Annotated in this window: 15 protein-coding genes and 1 riboswitch; of the genes, 4 read left to right on the top strand and 11 right to left on the bottom strand. The window is 70.9% G+C overall.

Going from position 1 to position 19,718, the window contains the following annotated elements:
- Positions 1–11 precede the first annotated feature (11 nt).
- The 9 genes from EMA17_RS12815 to EMA17_RS12775 all read right to left on the bottom strand — a co-directional run bounded on the left by EMA17_RS12815 (position 12) and on the right by EMA17_RS12775 (position 10,243).
- Positions 12–1,385, bottom strand: coding sequence for an ABC transporter substrate-binding protein (locus EMA17_RS12815; RefSeq protein WP_126637056.1), 1,374 nt, complete (start codon positions 1,383–1,385; stop codon positions 12–14).
- Positions 1,386–1,415: 30 nt separating this feature from the next.
- Positions 1,416–2,378 (bottom strand): carbohydrate ABC transporter permease, encoded by a 963-nt coding sequence (locus EMA17_RS12810; RefSeq protein ID WP_126637055.1) that lies wholly within the window; start codon positions 2,376–2,378, stop codon positions 1,416–1,418.
- Between the two features lie 10 nt (positions 2,379–2,388).
- Positions 2,389–3,318 carry a carbohydrate ABC transporter permease gene (locus EMA17_RS12805; protein ID WP_218042770.1) on the bottom strand — a complete coding sequence of 310 codons (930 nt, stop codon included), beginning with the start codon at positions 3,316–3,318 and terminating at the stop codon, positions 2,389–2,391.
- On the bottom strand, positions 3,315–4,406 hold the full coding sequence (locus tag EMA17_RS12800; protein WP_126637054.1) for an amidohydrolase family protein: 1,092 nt from the start codon (positions 4,404–4,406) through the stop codon (positions 3,315–3,317). Before EMA17_RS12800 ends, EMA17_RS12805 begins: the two co-directional genes overlap by 4 nt.
- A 29-nt stretch (positions 4,407–4,435) precedes the next feature.
- Positions 4,436–5,731, bottom strand: coding sequence for an alpha-galactosidase (gene melA / locus EMA17_RS12795; protein ID WP_126637053.1), 1,296 nt, complete (start codon positions 5,729–5,731; stop codon positions 4,436–4,438).
- A 148-nt stretch (positions 5,732–5,879) separates the two neighbouring features.
- Positions 5,880–6,815: a zinc-dependent alcohol dehydrogenase gene (locus EMA17_RS12790; RefSeq protein ID WP_160161391.1), complete on the bottom strand. Its 936-nt coding sequence runs from the start codon at positions 6,813–6,815 to the stop codon at positions 5,880–5,882.
- Between the two features lie 154 nt (positions 6,816–6,969).
- On the bottom strand, positions 6,970–7,875 hold the full coding sequence (locus EMA17_RS12785; RefSeq protein ID WP_246126622.1) for an SMP-30/gluconolactonase/LRE family protein: 906 nt from the start codon (positions 7,873–7,875) through the stop codon (positions 6,970–6,972).
- Positions 7,872–8,723: a fumarylacetoacetate hydrolase family protein gene (locus EMA17_RS12780; protein ID WP_126637051.1), complete on the bottom strand. Its 852-nt coding sequence runs from the start codon at positions 8,721–8,723 to the stop codon at positions 7,872–7,874. Before EMA17_RS12780 ends, EMA17_RS12785 begins: the two co-directional genes overlap by 4 nt.
- A gap of 746 nt (positions 8,724–9,469) precedes the next feature.
- Entirely contained in the window at positions 9,470–10,243 is a 774-nt protein-coding gene (locus tag EMA17_RS12775) for an IclR family transcriptional regulator (RefSeq protein WP_160161390.1), read from the bottom strand.
- Between the two features lie 117 nt (positions 10,244–10,360).
- Here EMA17_RS12775 and EMA17_RS12770 point away from each other — a divergent pair, with 117 nt between their 5' ends.
- The 4 genes from EMA17_RS12770 to EMA17_RS12755 all read left to right on the top strand — a co-directional run bounded on the left by EMA17_RS12770 (position 10,361) and on the right by EMA17_RS12755 (position 16,518).
- Positions 10,361–11,131: an SDR family NAD(P)-dependent oxidoreductase gene (locus EMA17_RS12770; RefSeq protein WP_126637050.1), complete on the top strand. Its 771-nt coding sequence runs from the start codon at positions 10,361–10,363 to the stop codon at positions 11,129–11,131.
- A 458-nt stretch (positions 11,132–11,589) separates the two neighbouring features.
- Entirely contained in the window at positions 11,590–12,975 is a 1,386-nt protein-coding gene (locus tag EMA17_RS12765) for an FAD-binding oxidoreductase (RefSeq protein WP_126637049.1), read from the top strand.
- Positions 12,972–14,102, top strand: coding sequence for a (Fe-S)-binding protein (locus EMA17_RS12760; RefSeq protein WP_126637048.1), 1,131 nt, complete (start codon positions 12,972–12,974; stop codon positions 14,100–14,102). The genes EMA17_RS12765 and EMA17_RS12760 overlap by 4 nt, the downstream gene beginning before the upstream one ends.
- A 908-nt stretch (positions 14,103–15,010) precedes the next feature.
- A riboswitch (cyclic di-AMP (ydaO/yuaA leader) is annotated at positions 15,011–15,212 on the top strand.
- A 67-nt stretch (positions 15,213–15,279) separates the two neighbouring features.
- Complete coding sequence (locus tag EMA17_RS12755; protein WP_126637202.1) at positions 15,280–16,518, top strand: transglycosylase family protein; 1,239 nt, start codon at positions 15,280–15,282, stop codon at positions 16,516–16,518.
- Between the two features lie 143 nt (positions 16,519–16,661).
- Here the strand turns inward: EMA17_RS12755 and EMA17_RS12750 are convergent, their stop codons facing one another.
- Together EMA17_RS12750 and EMA17_RS12745 are read right to left on the bottom strand one after the other, a co-directional pair.
- Positions 16,662–17,723, bottom strand: coding sequence for a glycerophosphodiester phosphodiesterase family protein (locus tag EMA17_RS12750; RefSeq protein WP_126637047.1), 1,062 nt, complete (start codon positions 17,721–17,723; stop codon positions 16,662–16,664).
- Positions 17,724–18,113: 390 nt separating this feature from the next.
- Positions 18,114–19,586 carry a hypothetical protein gene (locus EMA17_RS12745; RefSeq protein WP_126637046.1) on the bottom strand — a complete coding sequence of 491 codons (1,473 nt, stop codon included), beginning with the start codon at positions 19,584–19,586 and terminating at the stop codon, positions 18,114–18,116.
- Between the last annotated feature and the right edge of the window lie 132 nt (positions 19,587–19,718).

The following is a 19,718-nucleotide window of genomic DNA, read 5'->3' as shown; positions in this document are numbered from 1 at the left end:
GGGACGGTGGCTCACTTCTTCAGTAGGGCGTTGACATCGCTGTTCGCCTGACCGAGCGCGGACTTGGCGTCGGTCTGGCCGAGCCAGACCCGGTCGACGGCACTCTGCACGATGTCCAGGATCCGGTCGCCCTGGTCGGTGACCGGAAGTACGAAGGTCTCGCCGGGGGTTGCCACCGGCTGGGTGAAGATCCGCATGTCGCGGCCCGCGGCCTGCTGCGCGGCCTCGGCCCTGGCGGAGGACGTGGTGATCGCCGGGAAGACCACCGCCTCCCCCGCGACGATGTCCTGGCACTCGGTGGAGGCCAGGAACTTCACCCACTGCCAGGCCTCTTCCTTGTGCCTGCCGTTGGCGTACACGGCGTCGGACAGGCCGTTGATCGGCGTCTTGCGCCCGGTGGGGCCGGTCGGCATGCCGGCGAAGGCGACCTTGCCGTCGGCCGTGTAGGTCTTGGCCATCCACGAACCGGCGATGGTCATCGCGGCCTTGCCGGACTGGAGCAGCCCGTCGGCGCCGACCGTCGACTGCTTGTCGTACGCCGGCATGTACCCCTTCCTGATCAGCCCCGCGAACCAGTCGAGGGTCTGCGTGAGCCTGGGGTCGGTGTAGTTGTACTTGGTGCCGAACGGGTTCCTGTCCACGTACTGGAAGCCGTTGGAGACCGCGAACGGGCCCCAGGAGTCCTGGCCGACGGCGCCGCCCTCGTAGGCGATGGCCAGACCGTAGGTCTTGACCTTGTTCTTGTCGAAGCCCGGCTCCAGACCGGTGCGGCCGTTCTCGTCGACGGTCATCGCGGCCACCGCGCGGCCGAAGTCGCCACCGTCGACCGGGTTCCAGTTCCAGGCATCCAGTGCCTGCGGGGTGAGTCGGGCGCGCTGCGCCATCTCCTTGTTGTACGCGACACCCATGGTGCCCCAGTCCTTGGGCAGGCCGTAGCGCTTGCCGTCACGTGTCCACACGTCGGCCAGGTTGGCCTGGTACTGCTGCAGATCCACCGCGTCGCGCCGGATGTAGGACGTGAGGTCCAGGATCTGGTTGTTCTTCTGGAACTGCGGGAAGTACAGGACGGAGTTGGTGAACACGTCCGGCGCGGTCCCGGAGACGACCTGCGTGGTCAGGTTCTGCCAGTACTGCGCCCACGCGGTCTGGGTCACCTCGACGGTGATCTTCGGGTTCTTGGCGTGGAAGGCCTCCGCGCACTTCTTGTACTGCGGAAGCTGGTTGTCGTCCCACAGCGAATACTTCAGCTTCACCGAGCCCCCACCGCCGCCGCCCGAGGAGCCGCCGGAACCACACCCGGCGGCGACGAGCACCACACCGGCGACCACGGCGGACATACGGACGGCGGGCGATCTCAGCGAACGGCGGATCACGGGACGGGACATGGGGATCTCCTCGGAGTAGGACTCAGGGGGTCACTTGAGGCCGGTGAAATCGAGGCCGTTGACGATCCGTCGACCGAAGACCACCAGCAGGATCAGCATCGGCACGACCGAGAGCGTGGATGCGGCCATCAGGCCGGTCCAGTCGGGACGGGCGTTGGGCGACTGCTGGAGGAACACGCCGATGCCGGTGGTCAGTACCCGGTTGTCCGGCTCGTTGCCGACCAACAGCGGCCACAGGTAGTCCTTCCACGCCCACACCGCGGTGGTCAGCGCGATGGTCAGGATCGGGCCCTTGCTCATCGGCAGCACCACCCGCCAGAAGATCCGCCAGTGGCCGGCGCCGTCCAGCATCGCCGCCTCCTCGATCTCGCGCGGGATCGACATGAAGAACTGGCGCAGGAAGAACACCGTGAACGGGGTCATCAGCAGCGTCGGCGCGACCATGCCGGCGAAGCTGTTCAGCATGCCCAGGTCCTTGACCATCACGAAGTTGGGCAGCAGCGTGAAGATCGGCGGCACCATCAGCGCGCCCACGACCACGGCGAAGGCGAACTCGCGCCCGCGGAAACGCAGTCGGGCGAGCGCGTAGCCGGCCATCGCGCAGGAGAGGGTCTGCCCGACCACGATCGCCGTGGTGTAGACGATCGAGTTCCGGGTGTACAGCAGGAAGTCGAGGTCGGCGCCCGATCCGCCGGCCGCGCGGCTCTCCTCGTCCGACGCGAGCCCGAGCACCCGCTTGAAGTTGGCGAAGGTGAAGTTCTCGGGCCACAGCGAGGTGCTGTCGGAGTAGAGGTGGTTGCCGTCGGTCAGCGCGGTGCGCAACATCCAATAGAAGGGGAAGAGGGTGATCAGCAGCGAGACGCCGAGCACCAGCCAGGCCAGTACCCGTCCGAGGCTGAACTTCCTTCGCGACGAGCGGCGTTCGCTCGCACCGGCCGCCGGCTTCGCGGGTGTGGCCCGGGTGGTCGGTCGGGCCTGGATGGATGTGGACATGGTCGACCCCTCAGGCCAGGTCGGAGGTGGATGCGCGCAGCAGGCGCATCTGGAGGTAGGTCAGTCCGCCGAGCACGACCACCAGGCACAGCGCCATCGCGGCGGCGTAGCCCATGCGGAAGTGGGTGAACGCCTCCTGGTAGATGTAGTAGTAGGCGACGCGGGTGGCGTCGACCGGGCCGCCCTTGGTGGTCACCGCGATCGTGTCGAAGATCTGGAACGAGCCGATCACCGAGACCACCATCACCAGGGCGAGGATCGGCCGCAGCAGCGGCAGGGTGATCGTGAAGAACATCCGGATCTCGCCCGCGCCGTCCAGGGACGCGGATTCGTACAGCTCGCCCGGGATCTGCAACATCCCGGCGTACAGGAGCAGTGCCACGTATCCGGTGCCCGCCCAGATGTTGACCGCGGACACGCTCAGCAGGGCCTCGTCCGGCGAGGCGAAGAAGCCGTGCGTGTCGCTCCCGGTCTTGCCCATCAGGTGGTTCACGAAGCCGAGGTTGGCGTCGAGCATCCACAGCCAGATCAGCCCGATGGTCACGTTCGGCACCAGCCAGGGCACCAGGAGCAGGGCACGGACCACGACGGATCCGGTGAGCCGGACCATGATCGCGGCGAGCAGGAGGGCGACGCCGACCTGTACGCCGAGGGTGATGAAGACGAAGTACGCGGTGACCTTGAGGGCGTTCCAGAACAGCGGGTCCTCGGCCACCTCGACGTAGTTGTCGGCGCCGACGTACTTCGGGTCGGAGAGCAGGTTCCAGTCGGTGAGCGAGATCCAGATGCCGCGACCGGTGGGGTAGAGGTAGAAGACGGCGAAGCCGACGAACGCGGGGAGCAGGAACAGGCCGGCGGCCCGATTCTCCTTCGACCGCGCGCGGTTGCCGGTTCGGGGGCGGGCGGGGCGGCCCTTGCGCCGGCCGAGGGTCATGCTCATGAGGCCAGCCTGGGGACGAGTCGCAGTGCGTTGTCGGTGTAGACCTTGGCCAGCACGTCCCGTGGCAGGTCGAGTCCGCTGATCGCCCAGCGGCCCATCAGGGGCGGGTCCTGGTCGGAGTGCGGGAAACCCTCGTCGGCGGTCTCCAGGAAGCGGAAGTGCCGCCGGTAGGAGGCCCGGTCCGGCGGGATCTCGTCGGTGCCGAAGAGCACCCGGTCGGGGTGGCGCAGGATCAACTCGGTGGTGGCCCTGGGCTGGCGGCCGAGTTCGGCGATGCGGGCCGCGATGTCGACGTGGAAGTTGGGGTAGGTGTCCAGCATCCGGCCCACCCATTGCAGGTTTTCCGGGTAGCAGCCCATGTGCACGCCGACGAAGGTGGTGCCGGGGTGCCGGGCGACCGCGTTCTCCAGCGCCTGGACCAGTCGTTCGAAGCTGGGGAATCGTTCGTCGGCGAACGACCAGTCCGGGCGGGCCAGGAGCAGTTCGAGGCGTTCGTTGTGCTCGTCGATGGGGTCGAAGAAGGCGACCGGGTCCGCGGTATGGATCCAGATCGGCAGGCCGACCTCGCCGGCGGTGGCCCACAGGGTGTCCAGGCGCGGGTCGTCGACCATGACCAACGTGTCGGCGTGGTCCCGCAGTTGCAGGCCGAGGTCCTTCCAGACCTTGAGTCCGACCGCGCCGGTCTCGGCGGCCCGGCGGATCCCGGCCGCGATCCGCTCCTCGAATCCGGGGGTGGCCAACTCGCGCCAGTCGACGTGGCAGAACGTGGCGAACCGGCCGGGGTGGGCGTGGTCGTAGCGGGCCAGGTTCTCGTCGAGTTCGGTACCCCAACGACCGTCGAGGTTGACCATGCCGCGGATGTTCAACTCGTCCATCATCGCGAGCAGCGCGCCGACGTCGGGCACCACCCAGCCGCCGTCCTCGCTGAGCCAGCGACCGAGGTGGATGTGCGCGTCGACGACCGGGAGCGAGGCCCGCTCGACCTCGTGCGCCCCGACGACGAGCCGTGAGCGCGGCGTGTACCGCGCCAGCGGCAGATCCTTCAGGTGTGCCGGCACGACGGTTTCGTGGGGGAAGTGCGGGATCATCTACTCGCTCCCTGTCTGGGTCGGGCGGATCAGTTGCGAATGCCGTCGGGCAGCGAGGCACCGTGCGCGACGATCAACTCGTCGACCAGGTCCTGGATCTGTTGCAGCGTCAGGGTCGCGGACGCGTTCGGGTCGAGCATCGCGGCGTGGTAGACGTGGTCGCGGCGGCCTTCCAGTGCGGCGCGCAGGGTCAGGTCGCCGACGTTGAGGTAGTTCCGGTTGAGCGCGGCCAGTTGCGCCGGCAGCGCGCCGATCGTGGTGGGCTGTACGCCCGCCTTGTCGACCAGGCAGGGGACTTCGACGAACGCGTCCGACGGCAGGTTGCCGATCAGCCCGTCGTTGACCACGTTGCCGTGCAGCACGCGCGGGGTACCGGTCTCGATGGAGTGGATGATCAGCGAGGCGAGTTCGTTGCCGGGCGCGATCTCCACGCCGTTGCCCGCGCGCAGCCCGGCGACCAGCGCCTCGTAGGTGTCGAGGTTGTCCTGGAGCCAGTCCAGGTAGGTGCCGATCGGCAGTCGGAAGTGGTCCACCTGGTCCTGGTGCGGCAGGAACCAGGGCAGGTACTCCGAGCCGTGCTCGCTGGACTCGGTGGGGAAGTAGCCGAAGCGGCGGTAGACCTCGACCCGTACCCGGCGCCGCATCTCCGGGTCGGCCTCGATCACCTCGTCCAGGCGTCGGTAGAGGTTCTCGCCGCGGTGTTCGAAGCGCAGGACGAACGCCTGGTGGTTGACGCCGGCCGTGCGGAAGGAGATCTCCTCCTTCGGGATGCCGACGAGGCGCGCCAGCGTGGCCTCGGTGTCGCGGACCGAGTGGCAGACGCCGACGACCTTCTTCAGGCCGGTGCCCTCGTAGACCGCGCGCGGGATCATCGACATCGGGTTGGTGTAGTTGATCAGGATCGCGTCGGGGCACAGCTCGGTCATGTCCCTGCCGATGCCGACCATGACCGGGATGGTGCGCAGCGCGCGGAAGATGCCGCCGATGCCGAGGGTGTCGCCGATGGTCTGGCGCAGCCCGTAGCGGGCGGGGATCTCGAAGTCGATGTGCGCGGCCTTGACACCGCCGACCGCGATCTCGTTGATCACGTAGTCGGCGCCGGCCAGCGCCCGGCGGCGGCCGAGGTGGGCCTCCACCTTGGCGCCGACGCCGAGCTTGTCGATCATCCACCGGGTCATCCGCTCGGCGGTGTTGAGCCGTTCGACGTCGATGTCGTGCAGGACGACGGTCGTCTCGTCGGCCAGTTCGGGGTAGGTCAGCAGGTCGGAGAGCAGGTTCTTGGCGAACGTGATGCTGCCGGCTCCGATGAGCACGATCCTTGCCATGGTGCGGTCACCTCGCTGTGGGTTTCGGGGCGGGTGGTCGGGGGCGGGAGGCTCGGGGTGGCGGACGCTCGAATGGTCGGCGGGCGCTCCGGTGGGTGGGCGCTCCGGTGGGTCGGTGCTCCGTGGGGTCGGTGCTCCGTGGGGTCGGTCAGGGGCGCAGGATCGCCTTGACCGGGTGGCTGCCGCCGCGCATGAGGTCGGTGAAGATCTCCGCGCCCGACTCCAGGGGGTAACTCGCGGTCCAGCCCAGGCCCCAGCCGCCGACGAGGTCGACGGCGCGCTCGAACTCCGCGTTGGTGTAGGCGAACGAGCCGAGCACGCGCTTTTCGGTACGGACCAGCACGGTCGCGTCGAACCCGGCCTCCGCGCCGGCCAGGCCGAGCCAGATGGCCACCCCGCCCGGACGCAGGAGGCGCACCGACTGCTCGTGGGTGTCGCTGCTGCCGACCGCGTCGAAGACCACGTCGAACTCGCCGGTGAGTTCGCCGGACACGGTGGTGGCGCCCAACTTGGCGGCGATCCGGCGGCGTTCGGGCGAGCGGTCGGCGACCGCGATGCTCGCGGTCTCCTCGCCGGCGGCGGCCAGGAGGCAGACCAGGCCGATCGCGCCGGCGCCGATCACGCCGACCCGGGCGCCGGGCGCGACGTCGGCGAGCCGCCAGGCGTGTACCGCGTTGGCGGCGGGCTCGACCACCGCGGCGGCCTCCCACGACATGTCGTCGGGGAGCTTGTGCAGCGCGGAGCGCGGTACCGCGACCCGCTCGGCGAAGCCGCCGGGCAGGTGTACGCCGATGATCCGGCGGTCGCGGCAGACCTGGCGCAGGCCGCCCCGGCACAGGTCGCAGGTGCCGCAGGACAGGATCGGGTTGACGGTGACCGAGGTTCCGTCGTCGGTCACGCCCGCGAACTCGTGTCCCATCACCAGGGGCGGGACGCGAAAGCCGGGGGTGCGCACGCCGTGCAGTTCGCTGCCGCAGATGCCGGCGCTGCGCACGTGGATCAGTACTTCGTGCTCGGCCGGCTCGGGTTCGGCCACGTCGTCCATCTCGACGGTGGCGGGTCCGGTGAACACGAGCGCCCTCATCGTCGTGCCCCCTGTGTCGCCTCGTCGCCGGTGTACCGGTTGGCCTTCACGTGCACTCTCCATCTCGCCCTGCCGGGGCGGGTGTGGGGTCGATCGTGGGGTCGCGGCGGAGGTCGGCCGCGGGTCGCGGGCGTGGTCGGCCGCGAAGGGGAGGTCAGCCTCGGTAGGGGTGCGCGGCCAGGCCGCGGATTCCGGGTCGGAACGCGAACAACCGGCCGCCCAGCGGTTCGCGGCCGTCGGTCGCGGCCGTGGTCACGTAGAGCACGTCCAGGTCGGGTCCGCCGAACGCGCAGTTCGTCACCCGCCGTACCGGGACGGACAGGGTGCGGTCGAGCCGGCCGTCGGGGGTGTAGCGGCGCAGTGCCCCGCCCTCCCACAACGCGACCCACACACCGCCGTCGGCGTCGACGGTCAGGCCGTCGGGCAGGCCCGCCTCCGCCGGGATCTCGGCGAAGGGTCGGCGGTCGGAGACGGTTCCGTCGGTCGGGTCGTAGGCGCAGACGTCGATCCGGCCGGTGCCGGTGTCCACGTAGTAGACCAGTCGCTCGTCCGGGCTCCAGGCGATCCCGTTGGAATTGGTCACGTCGGCGAACACCCGGACGAGTACCGGCGGTCGGCTCGGGTGGGCGGTGTCGGGCGGATCGAGTCGGTAGAGCGCGCCGGCGCCGGGGGTGTCGTCCTCCGCCTTGGTTCCGGCGAAGAAGCGGCCGGCCCGGTCGCAGGCCCCGTCGTTCATCCGGTTGCCGGGTCGGTCGGCCTCCACGGGGGCGACGATCCGGACCGTGCCGTCCGGCTCCAGGACGGCGAATCCCTCACGCACGGCGAGGCCGAAGCCGCCGACCACGCGCGGGACGATCGCGCTCACCGGTCGGCCGATGTCGTACCAGCCGTGCAGGTCGGTGTCGGGGACCAGGTAGTGGACCCGGCCCGCCGGGATGTCCACCCACAGTAGCCGGCCGCCGCGCACGTCCCAGCACGGGCTCTCGCCGAGTGTGGCCGCCGGCGGCGACAGCGGGACCGGCCCCGCCCCCGCGCCGGGGACGGAACCGCCGAGGATCACGAACGTCCCGGTCGGGCCTCGGCGCCGACGACCGGGTTGACCAGTACGCCGATGCCCTCGATCTCGGTCTCCAGCACGTCGCCCGGTGCCAGCCGGCGCGGCGGGTCCATGAACGCGCCGCAACCCCAGGGGGTGCCGGTGAGCACCAGGTCGCCGGGTTCGAGGGTGAAGGCCCGCGAGCAGTACGACAACAACTCGGCGACGCCGAAGAGCATTTCGGCGGTCGAGGAGTCCTGCACGAGTTGCCCGTTGACCCGGGTGCGCAGCGCGAGCGCCTGCGGGTCGGCCACCTCGTCGGGGGTGACCAGGACCGGGCCCAGCGGGCAGAACGTATCCAGGCTCTTCCCACGCACCCACTGGCCGTCGCCGAACTGGAGGTCGCGGGCGGAGACGTCGTTGGCGACGGTGTAGCCGGCGATCGCCGCCATCGCCTCGTCCTTGTCCGCGTTGCGCAGCGTTCGGCCGAGCACCACGCCGAGTTCGACCTCCCAGTCCACGTCCTTGGTCAGTTCGGCGTCGACGACGATGGCATCGCCGCTGCCGATCACGCTGGACGGGAACTTGGCGAACACCAGCGGGTTGCCCGGCGGCTCCACGCCGGCCTCGCGGATGTGGTCCAGGTAGTTCAGGCCGATGGCGACGATCTTCCCCGGCCGCAACGGCGCCAGGTGGCGAGTCGCCCGAACCGGCTCGACGGCGGCATCGACCACCGCCCGCACCACCTCGGGGCCGGCCGCGATCAGCGCCCCGAGCGTCCCGCCACCGGGCACGTCGAGCCGGTACAGCCCCCCGTCCCGCTCGACCACGGCCACTGCCCGTCCCTCGCAGTCGACTGTCGCCAATCTCATGCCGCTCCCCGTTGTCCGTCGTTCCGTCTAGCGGAACGCAATTCCAAGTAGCGAAGCGAGTAAAACAACGCCCCGCCAAACCTGTCAAGAGCCCCCGCCGAACCCGCCCTCCGCCCCAATCCCCCCACCAAACAGGAAGGTTGCCCAACACCACCCCCACCGGAACAACCAACCACCAAGCCCACACACGACACCCCAGCCCACCCGACACGTGCGGACCCGTCACACCCACCTCGCCGCAACCACGCCCCGAAGCCCGCCCAGCGCTTCAGAACACCCCGCACCCAAGCCACCGAATCGAGCAACCCCACCCATCCACCACGTCAGGACAGGCCACACCTACACATCCGCGCTCACCCCGCAACGCGGACAGCCCCAACCCGTCCGGCGTTTGAGGACGCCACGCATCCGCAGCCACACCCGAAACCCGAGCAACCCCAGCCCGTCCGGCGTTTGAGGACACCACACACCCGCAGCCACACCCGAAACCCGAGCAACCCCAGCCCGTCCGGCGTTTGAGGACGCCACGCGCCTGCGCGCCCGCAGGCATACCCGGGACCCGCCGATCCCAGCCCGTCCGGCGTTTGAGGACGCCGCGCGGCGCCCGCGTATCGGCAGGGCGCAGCTGGGACCGGGGCCGACTTCAGCCCGTCCGGCGTTTGAGGACGGCCTCGGCCGCCGGGCCTGGCCGCGAGCCAAGCCTCGGGGGCGCAGCCTCGGCCGCCGGGCCGATCTCGGGGCGCGAACTAGGTCGCCGATCCCGCCCACTCGGCCACGCGCGAGCGAAGCGCCTCGGCCAGCTCCGTCATCCGCGCCGACGTCATCCGCGACTTCAACCCGGTCACGCTGATCGCGGCCGCCGGCGCCGACCGCCCCAGGAACAGCGGCACCGCCACACACCGCAGCCCCAACTCGTTCTCCTCCAGGTCCGCGGCCCAACCACGACGCCGCACCTCGTCCAGCTCGGCGGCCAGCTTCGGCACCGAGGTGAGCGTGTGTCGAGTCGCCGCCCGCAGCGGCAGCCGAGGCGTCGCCCAGGCCCGCAACGCCTCGTCGGTGGGATACGTCCAGGCCAGCAGCGCTTTGCCGACTCCCGTGCTGTGCGCGGGATTCCGTCCGCCGATCACGGACGAGAGCTTGATCGCGCCGGACGCCTCGACCTTGTCCAGGTAGACCACCTCGCCCGCGTCCAGGATCGCCACGTGCACCGTCTCGTCGGTCACCCGGCGCAGGTCGGCGAGCAGCGGATGCACCATCGAACGCAGGTCGATGTCGTCGTGGAAGCGGAACGCGGTGGCCAGCAGTTGGCTCCCGATGAAGTAGGGGCCGTTCACCTCGGGCTGGGCGGCGAACCCGCGGTGCTTGAGCGCCCCGAGCAGCCGGTGGAGCGTGCTCTTCGGGATGTCCAGATCACTCGCAAGCTCCTCCAAGGCGATGCCTCGGGGCATTTCGCCCATCCGCATCAGGATCCGCAGTGCTCGATCCACGCTGATCACGGGCGAATCGCTGTTGCCGGTCAAGGGCCCCCCTAGGGAACAAGGCATTAATGGGATGGCATTCCGTCTGATGGAATGATAGACCGTACCGCGCATCGCTGATAACGTCCCGGCTCGTCGACCGGTCACGGAGGAGAAACGATGCGCGGGCTCATCGGCAAGCGGGTACTCGTCAGCGGCGGCAGCAGCGGCATCGGCCTCGCGGCCGCCCGGCGCTTCCTCGAAGAGGGGTGCCGCGTCCTGGTGAGCGGCCTGGATCCGGCCGAGGTCAACGAGGCCGTCGCCGACCTGCGCCCGCTCGGCGAGGTCTCCGGCCTCGCCGTCGACGTCAGCCACGAGCCGGACGTGACCGCCCTCGTCGAGGCCGCCGTCCGCGAACTCGGCGGCATCGACGTACTCGCGAACAACGCCGGCATCGCCTGGCGCGAACCGTTCCTGGAGATCACCCCCGAGCACTTCGACCGCATGCTCGCGGTCAACCTGCGCGGCATGTTCCTGGTCGGCCAGGCGGTCGGCCGGCACATGGTCGAACGCGGCGGCGGCGGCGGGGTGATCGTCAACATGTCGTCCACGAACGGGATCGCGGGCGAGGAGGACTACGCGCACTACAACGCCTCCAAGGGAGGTGTCCTCCTGCTCGGCAAGACGATGGCGGTGGAACTGGGCCGGTACGGGATCCGGGTGAACACCCTGTGCCCCGGATACATCCGTACACCACTCAACGCCTCGATCGCAGGCGCAATGACGGACCCCGACTTCGAATCCACCTACATCACCACCCGAATCCCCCTGTCCCGCGCCGGCCGCCCCGAAGACGTGGCCGCCGCCTACGCGTTCCTGGCCTCGGAAGACGCGGCCTTCATCCACGGCACCGAACTGGTCGTGGACGGCGGCCAACTGGCAATCATGTAGCACCCACGTCGGCCCCCACCCCACACCCCACAGCCCACCCCACCCAACCCACAATCCAGCCGCCCCCCAACCCCACCCGAACCCACAGCCCCTCCAGCCAGTCCCACAACCCACCCCATCCGGCCCAACCCAATCCCAACCAGTCCCGCACCCCACCCCAGCCCGGGCCGCGCAACCCAATCCCAGCCGGGGCCGCAACCCATCCCAGCCCGGACCCCAGCCCATCCCAGCCCGGGCCCCAGCCCCTCCCAGCCCGGCCGTAAGCCAATCCCGGCCCGGGCCGCAACCCATCTCAGCAGGCCCGCAGCCATCCCAGCCGGGCCCGCAACACCTCTCAGCCCGTCCGGCGTTTGAGGACGAGCCGGCCGCAGGCCGCCCTGCCGAACCACGCCGCCGACGCGACCACCACCAACCCACCCCATCACGACGGCCCCCCGCCCGAGGGAGACGCACGGAAGATGCCCCTGTCCACCGACCTGTTCGACCGCCTGCGCGCGATCGTCGGCGCCGAACACGTCCGCCACACCACCGGCGACCTGACGCCGTACGCCCGCGACGCCACCCCCCTGTTCGACCGGCTCCCGGACGCCGTGGTCTTCCCGGCCGACACCGCCGAGGTCGCCGCCGTGCTGCGCCTGGCGACCGAGCACCGCGTCCCGGTCGTCCCCCGGGGCGCCGGCTCCAACCTGTGCGCGGCCACCGTGGCCCTGAACGGCGGCATCGTCCTGGTCACCACGCGGATGAACCGAATCCGCGAGATCAGCCCCACCGAACTGCTCGCCGTGGTCGAACCGGGCGTGACCACCGCCGCCCTGGCCGACGCCGCGACCGCACACGGCCTGCTCTTCCCACCCGACCCGGGCAGCCGCACGGTCTCCACCGTCGGCGGCAACGTGGCCACGTGCGCGGGCGGGCTGCGCGGCCTCAAGTACGGCGTCACCCGCAATTACGTGCTGGGCCTGGAAGCGGTGCTGCCCACCGGCGAGGTGATCCGCACCGGCGGCCGGCTCTGGAAGGACGTGGCCGGCTACGACCTCACCCGTCTGCTCACCGGCTCCGAGGGCACCCTCGCCGTGATCACCGAGATCACCATGGCCCTGCTGCCCGCCCCGGCCGACACCGGCACCGGGATCGCCTACTTTCCCGACCTGGCCCACGCCGGCCGCGCGGTAGCCGACATCCTCTCCGCCGGCATCGTCCCGGCCACCCTGGAATTCCTGGACCGGAGCTGCGTCAACGCGGTCGAGGACTTCGCCGACCTCGGCCTGCGCCGGGACGCCGGCGCACTGCTCCTGTTCGGCGACGACGGTACGTCCGACGCGGTCCGCCGCGACCTGAACCGCATGGCCGAGTTGTGCGACGCGGCCGGCGCCACCGAATGGACCCTGGCCGAGGACGTGGCCGGCGCCGAGGCACTGCTGACCGCCCGCCGGTGTTCGCTGCCCGCGCTGTCCCGACTCGGCTCGCTGACCATCCTCGAGGACGCCACCGTGCCACGCCCCAGGATCGCCGAGATGGTCGACCGGATCGACGCCATCGCGGACCGGCACACCGTCACCATCGCCACCTTCGGCCACGCGGGCGACGGCAACCTCCATCCCACCTGCGTGGTGGCCGACCCGAACGACACCGAATCGATCGAGCGCGCGCACGCCGCCTTCGACGACATCTTCCGCACCGCGATCGAACTCGGCGGCACCATCACCGGCGAACACGGCGTCGGCGCGGCCAAGTTGCCGCACCTGCGCGCCCAACTCGGCGACGACCAAATGCAATTGCTGAGCCGAATCAAGTCGGCCTTCGATCCCGCCCGCATCCTCAATCCCGGAAAGCTCGGCTCATGACCGGTGTGTTCGATCCCGAGGAACTCTCGCGCTGCATCTCCTGCGGCTTCTGCCTGCCCGCGTGTCCGACCTACGCCGCCACCGGCGACGAGGCGTCCTCACCGCGCGGCCGGATCAACCTGATGCGCGCGCTGGAGACCGGTCGCCTGGACGCCGACGACCCGACCCTGCTGGAACAGTCCTCCGCGTGCCTGGGCTGCCGCGCCTGCGAACCGGTGTGCCCGGCGGGCGTCCCGTACGGCTCCTTGTTGGAACAGTGGCGCGACCACCAGTGGCGCGGCAGACACCGGCCGCCACTGGCCCGGCTGTTGACGATCGTGGCGAGCCTGCCGCCGGTGGTCCGCGCAATGGGCTGGGGCCGCTTCGTCCTACCGGCCGGGCGCGGCATCGACAAGGCAACCCGTCCGGCCACACCCGGAACACCGAAGCAACCCGCACAACCCACGCCACCCGCCGGCACCGGTGCCTCCCTCATGCTCGGCTGCTTCGAACGCGCCATGTTCCCCAACGTCTCCCGCGCGGCCCGTACCCTGCTGCCGGGCCTGAAGGTGCCCGACGACCAGGGCTGCTGCGGAGCGCTGCACGCGCACAACGGCGAGTCGACCAAGGGCCGGGCCCTCGCCCGCCGCCTCGGCGAACGCCTTCCCGGCCGGATCGTCACCACCTCCGGCGGTTGTGCCGCGCACCTGGCCGACGTCATCGGCCGCGACCGGGTCGCCGAACTGTCCGAGGTGGTCGACGTCTCGGCCCTCCCCGAACGCCGGGTGGCCGGCCGCCGGGTCAGGGTCACCCTCCAGGACTCCTGCCACCTGCGCAACGGCCTCGGCGTATGGCGCGAACCCCGCGAAATCCTGTCCGCGGTGGCCGACTTCGTGGAAACCCCGGGCGCGAACGAGTGCTGCGGCGCGGCCGGCACCCACTCCCTCCTGCGCCCGATCGAATCCCGCCGCATCCTCGACCGCAAGCTGGACGCGATCGAGGCCGGTGGCGCCGACGTCGTGGTCGCGGTCAACCCGGGCTGCCTGCGCCAACTCCGCACCGGCCTGCGGCGCCGCAAGTCGCGCGTACGCGCGGTACATCTCGCCGAATTCCTCACCAAACCCGATGGCGGCGCCCGGACGCGCTGACCGCCGCAGGCACGAACACCGGCCGTCTCGGGCCGAGTTCGGCGTACGCGACTCCACACGGGGGGAGCCGCGTACGCCGTACCCGGCCCGAGACGCCCACCCCGACCCGCCGCGCACCCGCACGCGACGCCCGAACGCGGTGCGGCCGGATCGTCGATCGCGCGCCGATGCTGCCGCGGGCCGCAGGCGGCGTGGCGCACGTCGCGACGGGCGCGAACGCACATCCGACCCGTCCGGCGCTCCAGGACGACGCGGGCCGGCCGCCCCCACCCCGCCCACCGCGCGCCACGCGCGTGCGGGCGACGCGACGCGGCGCGGCCACCAGGGCGGGCGACACCTCCCCGCCCGCCTCGACCACACGCAGGGTCCCGGTGTGAATACTCGGCGCACATCCACGGTTCATATCAGGGCAAATCACCCAATTTTGAGTGAGCCAGACCGGAGACCCTCACCGCGACACGCGGTTCGAACGAACCATCCCGTCGAACACCAACACCGCGACCACACGCGCCTTCGCCGTCGTCGCATCCCACGAATGGCCAGGTCGGCCCCGGTTTCGCCCCGTTTTCACCGGTCCGAGACCGCCGTTTCCGACAAATCACGTGGCGCACGTCACATTCCGCGCACCGATTGTCAGGAACTCGCACGCACCGTGAACCGAGTTTCCACGATTCTCACTCCACGCGTTTTCGACATCACCCCTCGGTGAACGTCCCGGGCACAATGCGTGGACGCTTCGGGACTTTCGGTCCCGGAATTCCACCCTTCCGACCCGAATCTTCGGTTTCGGCGAAACGTGATGTTTGGATCCGAGTCGGGTGTATGCGTAGCTTGGTGCTTCGCCGCACCGGTCCGGTGTTCGGCGGAATGTGTCTCCCGGTTCGCCGAATCCTGCCGCCGGAGAGGCCACGGTACGAAACCCGAAAGGCAGGAGCGGGGGAACCAAGTGGAATGCCGTCCCGGGCGTCCGCATGTCGCGGACATCCGATAACGACGGCTTGGGGTGAAGCCGTGCCCGTCTCCTCGACACCCGAGGAGTCGACGCCGGCCGGGCGAGACTCTCCAGCCCGAATCCGACAGCTCACTTCGTAGGCGTGGGAGAAGGAAAATCTTCGTGCAGTCGTTCATCACCCCTGCCCGCAAGCCCAAGAACACGCGTCTCGCGCTCACCCTCGGCATGGCCGGCGCCATCGTCGCCGCCCCGCTGATCACCGGCTTCGCCACCTCCGCCACCGCCGCCCCGGTCTCCGTCTGGGACAAGGTCGCCATGGGCGAGAGCTCCGGCAACTGGCACATCAACACCGGCAACGGTTTCTACGGTGGCCTGCAGTTCACCCAGAGCACCTGGAACGAGTTCGGCGGTCAGCAGTACGCCCCGCGTGCGGACCTGGCCACCAAGGACCAGCAGATCGCCATCGCGGAGAAGGTTCTCGCCGTACAGGGTCCCGGCGCGTGGCCGAACACCTCGGGCCCCGCGGGCCTGACCCGTGGCGGCGCCGCTCCGGCCGTCTCCCCCAACGCCAAGTCGGGCTCGACCAAGAGCACCGTCAAGGTCGCCCCGAAGGTCGCCGAGAAGCCGGTCGAGGCCGCGCCGGCCCCGAAGGCCCCGAAGATCGAGGTCGTCCCGGCCGCCGAGACCACGGCCACGACCACGACCACCACCTACTCCGTGGTCAAGGGCGACACCCTGTCCAAGATCGCCGCGGCCAAGGACGTCGAGGGCGGCTGGCACAAGCTGTACACCGACAACAAGTCCGTCATCGGCGGCAACCCCAACCTGATCCTGGTCGGCCAGAAGCTCTCGCTCTCCGGCAAGGCCGCGGCCGCCACCAAGACCGAGGCCGCGCCGAAGGCCGAGGCCAAGGTCGAGACCAAGGTCGAGACCGAGACCAAGACCGAGGCCAAGCCCTCCGTGTCGGTCAAGGTCGCGCCCAAGCCCGTGACCAAGGAGAAGGCCCCCGTCGTGGCCAAGGACTCCTCGGCCAAGTCCGGCAGCACCGCGGTCAACTCCTCGGGCTACGTCGCTCCGGTGAACGGCTCTCTGGGCACCGCGTTCGGCACCGGTGGCTCCATGTGGTCCAGCGGCAGCCACACCGGCCAGGACTTCGTGGTCGGCACCGGCACCTCGGTCAAGGCCATCACCTCGGGCACCGTGGTCAGCGCCGGCAACGGTGGTGCCTACGGCAACGAGGTCGTCATCAAGCACGCGGACGGCAAGTACTCGCAGTACGCCCACCTGTCCAGCATCGGCGTCCGCGCCGGCCAGACGGTGAGCACCGGCCAGCAGATCGGCCTCTCGGGCGCGACCGGCAACGTGACCGGCCCGCACCTGCACTTCGAGATCCGCACCACCCCGAACTACGGCAGCGGCATCAACCCCGTCACCTACCTGCGCGCGCACGGCGTCAACCTCTGATCCGAGCACAACCGGGAAGTTCCAGGGCCGGGCCCGTCGACCACGCGTCGACGGGCCCGGCCCTGTTCCGTGTCCGCCGGCACGCGCCGTCCGCCGCACGCGCGGTGTCCGCCGCGCACCGAGCGAACGGCGCCTCCCCGGCGTCAGCCCCGCGCGGGGTAGCGCTTCGGCAGCGGCAGGCCGCGCGCCGCCATCAACTCCCGCAGCCGGTCGGGATAATCGGTGATCAGACCGTCCACGCCGTCGTCCATCAGCTTCGCCATGGTGGCCGGGTCGTCGATGGTCCACGGCACCACCTCGATGCCCAGTCGGTGCGCCTCGTCGACCATCGCCCGGGTCACGTAGGGACGGTAGTTCGGGTCGCCCACCTTGCCGTCCTGCGGGAAGCCGTGCACCGGGGAGAACGAGGTCGCGCCGAACGACGCGATCGCCCGCAGCGGGTCGCCGCCGAAGTCGTCGATGTCCAGGCCGCCCAGCCAGGGCGAGGCGCCGGGCCTGCCGACCTGGAGGAAGTCGTAGTTGGTCAACGCGACCAGCGGCAACCGGGGTTCGATCCGACGCATCCTCATCAGCGAGCCCCAGTCGAAGCTTTGGATGGTGACCTGGCGCAACAGCCCGGCCCGGCGCACCTCAGCGGCCACCGTCCGGACGAACTGCTCGCGCGGCGCCGTCTCGTTCGGCGCGCCCGCCTCGACCTTGGTCTCCACGTTGAGCTTCACACCGCGCGCGTGCCGCCGGTTGACCAGGTCGAACACCTCGGAGAGCAGCGGCATTCGGGCGCCGGGCGAGGTGGCCTGGCCGGGGAAGCCCGGGAACTGCCGCGACCCGCAGTCGAGGGTGCGGACCTGGGCGAGGGAGAGCGTGTTGACGTACTTCCCGACGTAGGGGAACTCCGGGTCGCCGGCCCGCGCGGGACCGGTGTCGGCACACTTGCGGCCGTCGACCTTGCGGTCGTGGGTGACCACGGCCCGGCCGTCCTCGGTGATCTGGACGTCCAGTTCGAGCGTGGAGACCCCCAGGTCCAGGCCCTTGGCGAAGGACGCGATGGTGCTCTCCACGGTCAGCCCGAGACCGCCGCGGTGCGCCTGTAGGTCGAAGGTCCTGTGGTGATTCCCGTGGCGGTCCGCCGCGGCGGCCACTCCCGGCGCGGCAACGACCGCCGCCCCGGCCAGGATCGCGGCCGTGACGGTCTTCCATCCGGACATGGACGTCTCCTTCTCGCTTCGTTCGGCGGCCCTCGACCGTCGACGCCCACACCCTGTCCCGCGCCACATGATGCGCGGGGAGGCGGCTCGTGGCGCCCGGACGAAGAAGAAGCGAAGAAGCGGCGAATCGGCGCCACGGAGCCGGAACGGCGCGCCCACGAGCGCCACTTCGCACCCGAGCCGCCGCCGACCCGCGGCAGGTGCGCGCCGGGCGCCGGACGGGATCGAATCCCGTCCGGCGCCCGGGGTTCCCGGTGCCGCGCCCGTCGCGGAGCGCGGCACCGGCGTCCGGCCGCGGCTTGAGAACACCTCATCAAGCCCGGCCGGAACCCGGTGTTCCCGGGACCCGGCGATATGGCGCCGCCGGCCCGGTCTCCCCCGGGATCGGGATCACCGGCGGTACAACACCGCCTCCGGCGCCGCCGCGGTCAGCGTTACCGACTTCGGGTGGACCGGCACTGCCCGCCCGGGTCGGTCGTCCCGACCGAGCAGGAACGCCCGGTTGATCCCGTTCACGGTTATCGTGCTGCCCGGGTCGACACCCGCGACGGTACGGATCGCCACCACCTCGACGATGTCCGACGCCTGCGTCCCGTGCGGCAGCCGTACGGTCGTCGCCGCCGGATCGTCGCGCTGCAACGACCAGTCCACCCGCCCGCGGTCCGAGCGGTACAGCGTCGGGTCCCCCTTGACCCGCACGCCCAGCGCGACCCCGTTCCACCCGGCCGCGCCCGCCGGCGGCGCCGACGTGGTCTTGCGGACCACCGCGTACAGGTAGTCCGTCGGGTCGGCGATCAGCGTGGTGGTGTCGGCCGGCGGGTCGGCCACCACCCGGCCCTCGCGCCGCATCTCCCGGACCATCACCGGATACACCCACGGGTGCCGGTCCACCATCTCCTCGCGCGCGGTCCGGGTCGGGTCCGCCAACCGCTCCACCGCCGCCGGCGCGAACCGCATCGGGTCGTCCACCACGTCGCACAGGTTGTTGTTCGACGTGCAGGTCTGCAACAGCGGATGGCCGTCCTCGTAGCGTCCGGCGAACGGCGTCGTGCCGTGGTTCGGCGACTGGAAGAACGCCGTGCCCGGCACCGCCCGACCCTGCCGGTCCACCTCGACCCGGTACGCCCACTCGATGTCGGTGGTCCGGCCCCAGCGGGCCATCAGCGCCGGCGTCGACGTGCCGCCGTCCTCGTTGCTCCACACGATCGTGTAGGTCAACACCCGGTTCCCGGCGGTCGCCGCCGGGGCCTCCTGGTACCAGGCCAGCACCGGGGTGTCGGTGACCGCGTTCTGGAACGGACCGGTCGCGCCGCCCGGCGCGCCCGGGATGTTCCGGCCGTACAGGACCGGTGCGTTCGCGGCGACCGCGTGCTCCCGGTCCCCCGTCGCGATCGTCCGCGTCCGCAGCCGGGAGACGCGCACCACCGACCCGGCCGGCGACGACCGGTCGGCCGCGAAGCGGATGCTCAGCTCGTGCCGCCCCTTGCGCAGCGCGCCCAGGGCGAAGCTGCGCTCGGTGGGCGTGGCGCCGAAGACCACCACGTCACCGGCGGACCGGCCGTCCACGAACAGTTGCACCACCGCCGACTCCGCGCCCGCCTTGCCCCAGTCCACGCCCGGCGCCGCCACGGTCAGCGTCACCAGCGCCTCGCCGTCGCGCCCGGTCCGGAAGGGGACCACCGCGGGGCGGCCGTCGCGGTGCACCGAGAGGGTGCCGTGCGCTCCCGTGGTCGCCGCGGCCGCATCGGCGGGCTCGGCCGCCCGCGCCGCCGAGGCCGGGCCGGCCAGTCCCGCCGCGGCGGCGAGCACCGCCCCGGTCAGCACGAATCGACGCGGACGATGGGTACGAGATCGAGCGAACACGAGCAATCCCCCGAACGAGATGGGTGAGTCCGACCTGCCCACCGTGGCCGGCGGAACGGGCGCGGGCCAACCCCCGCACGGGCAAATTCCACCAACCGTCATCACCGGGCCCACGTCCCGACACGCCCCGGC

The sequence above is a fragment of the Embleya hyalina genome (assembly GCF_003967355.1).
Lineage (GTDB): Bacteria > Actinomycetota > Actinomycetes > Streptomycetales > Streptomycetaceae > Embleya > Embleya hyalina.
The sequence above is the reverse complement of the archived record's forward strand: the minus strand, read 5'-3'. Positions and strand labels throughout refer to the sequence as shown.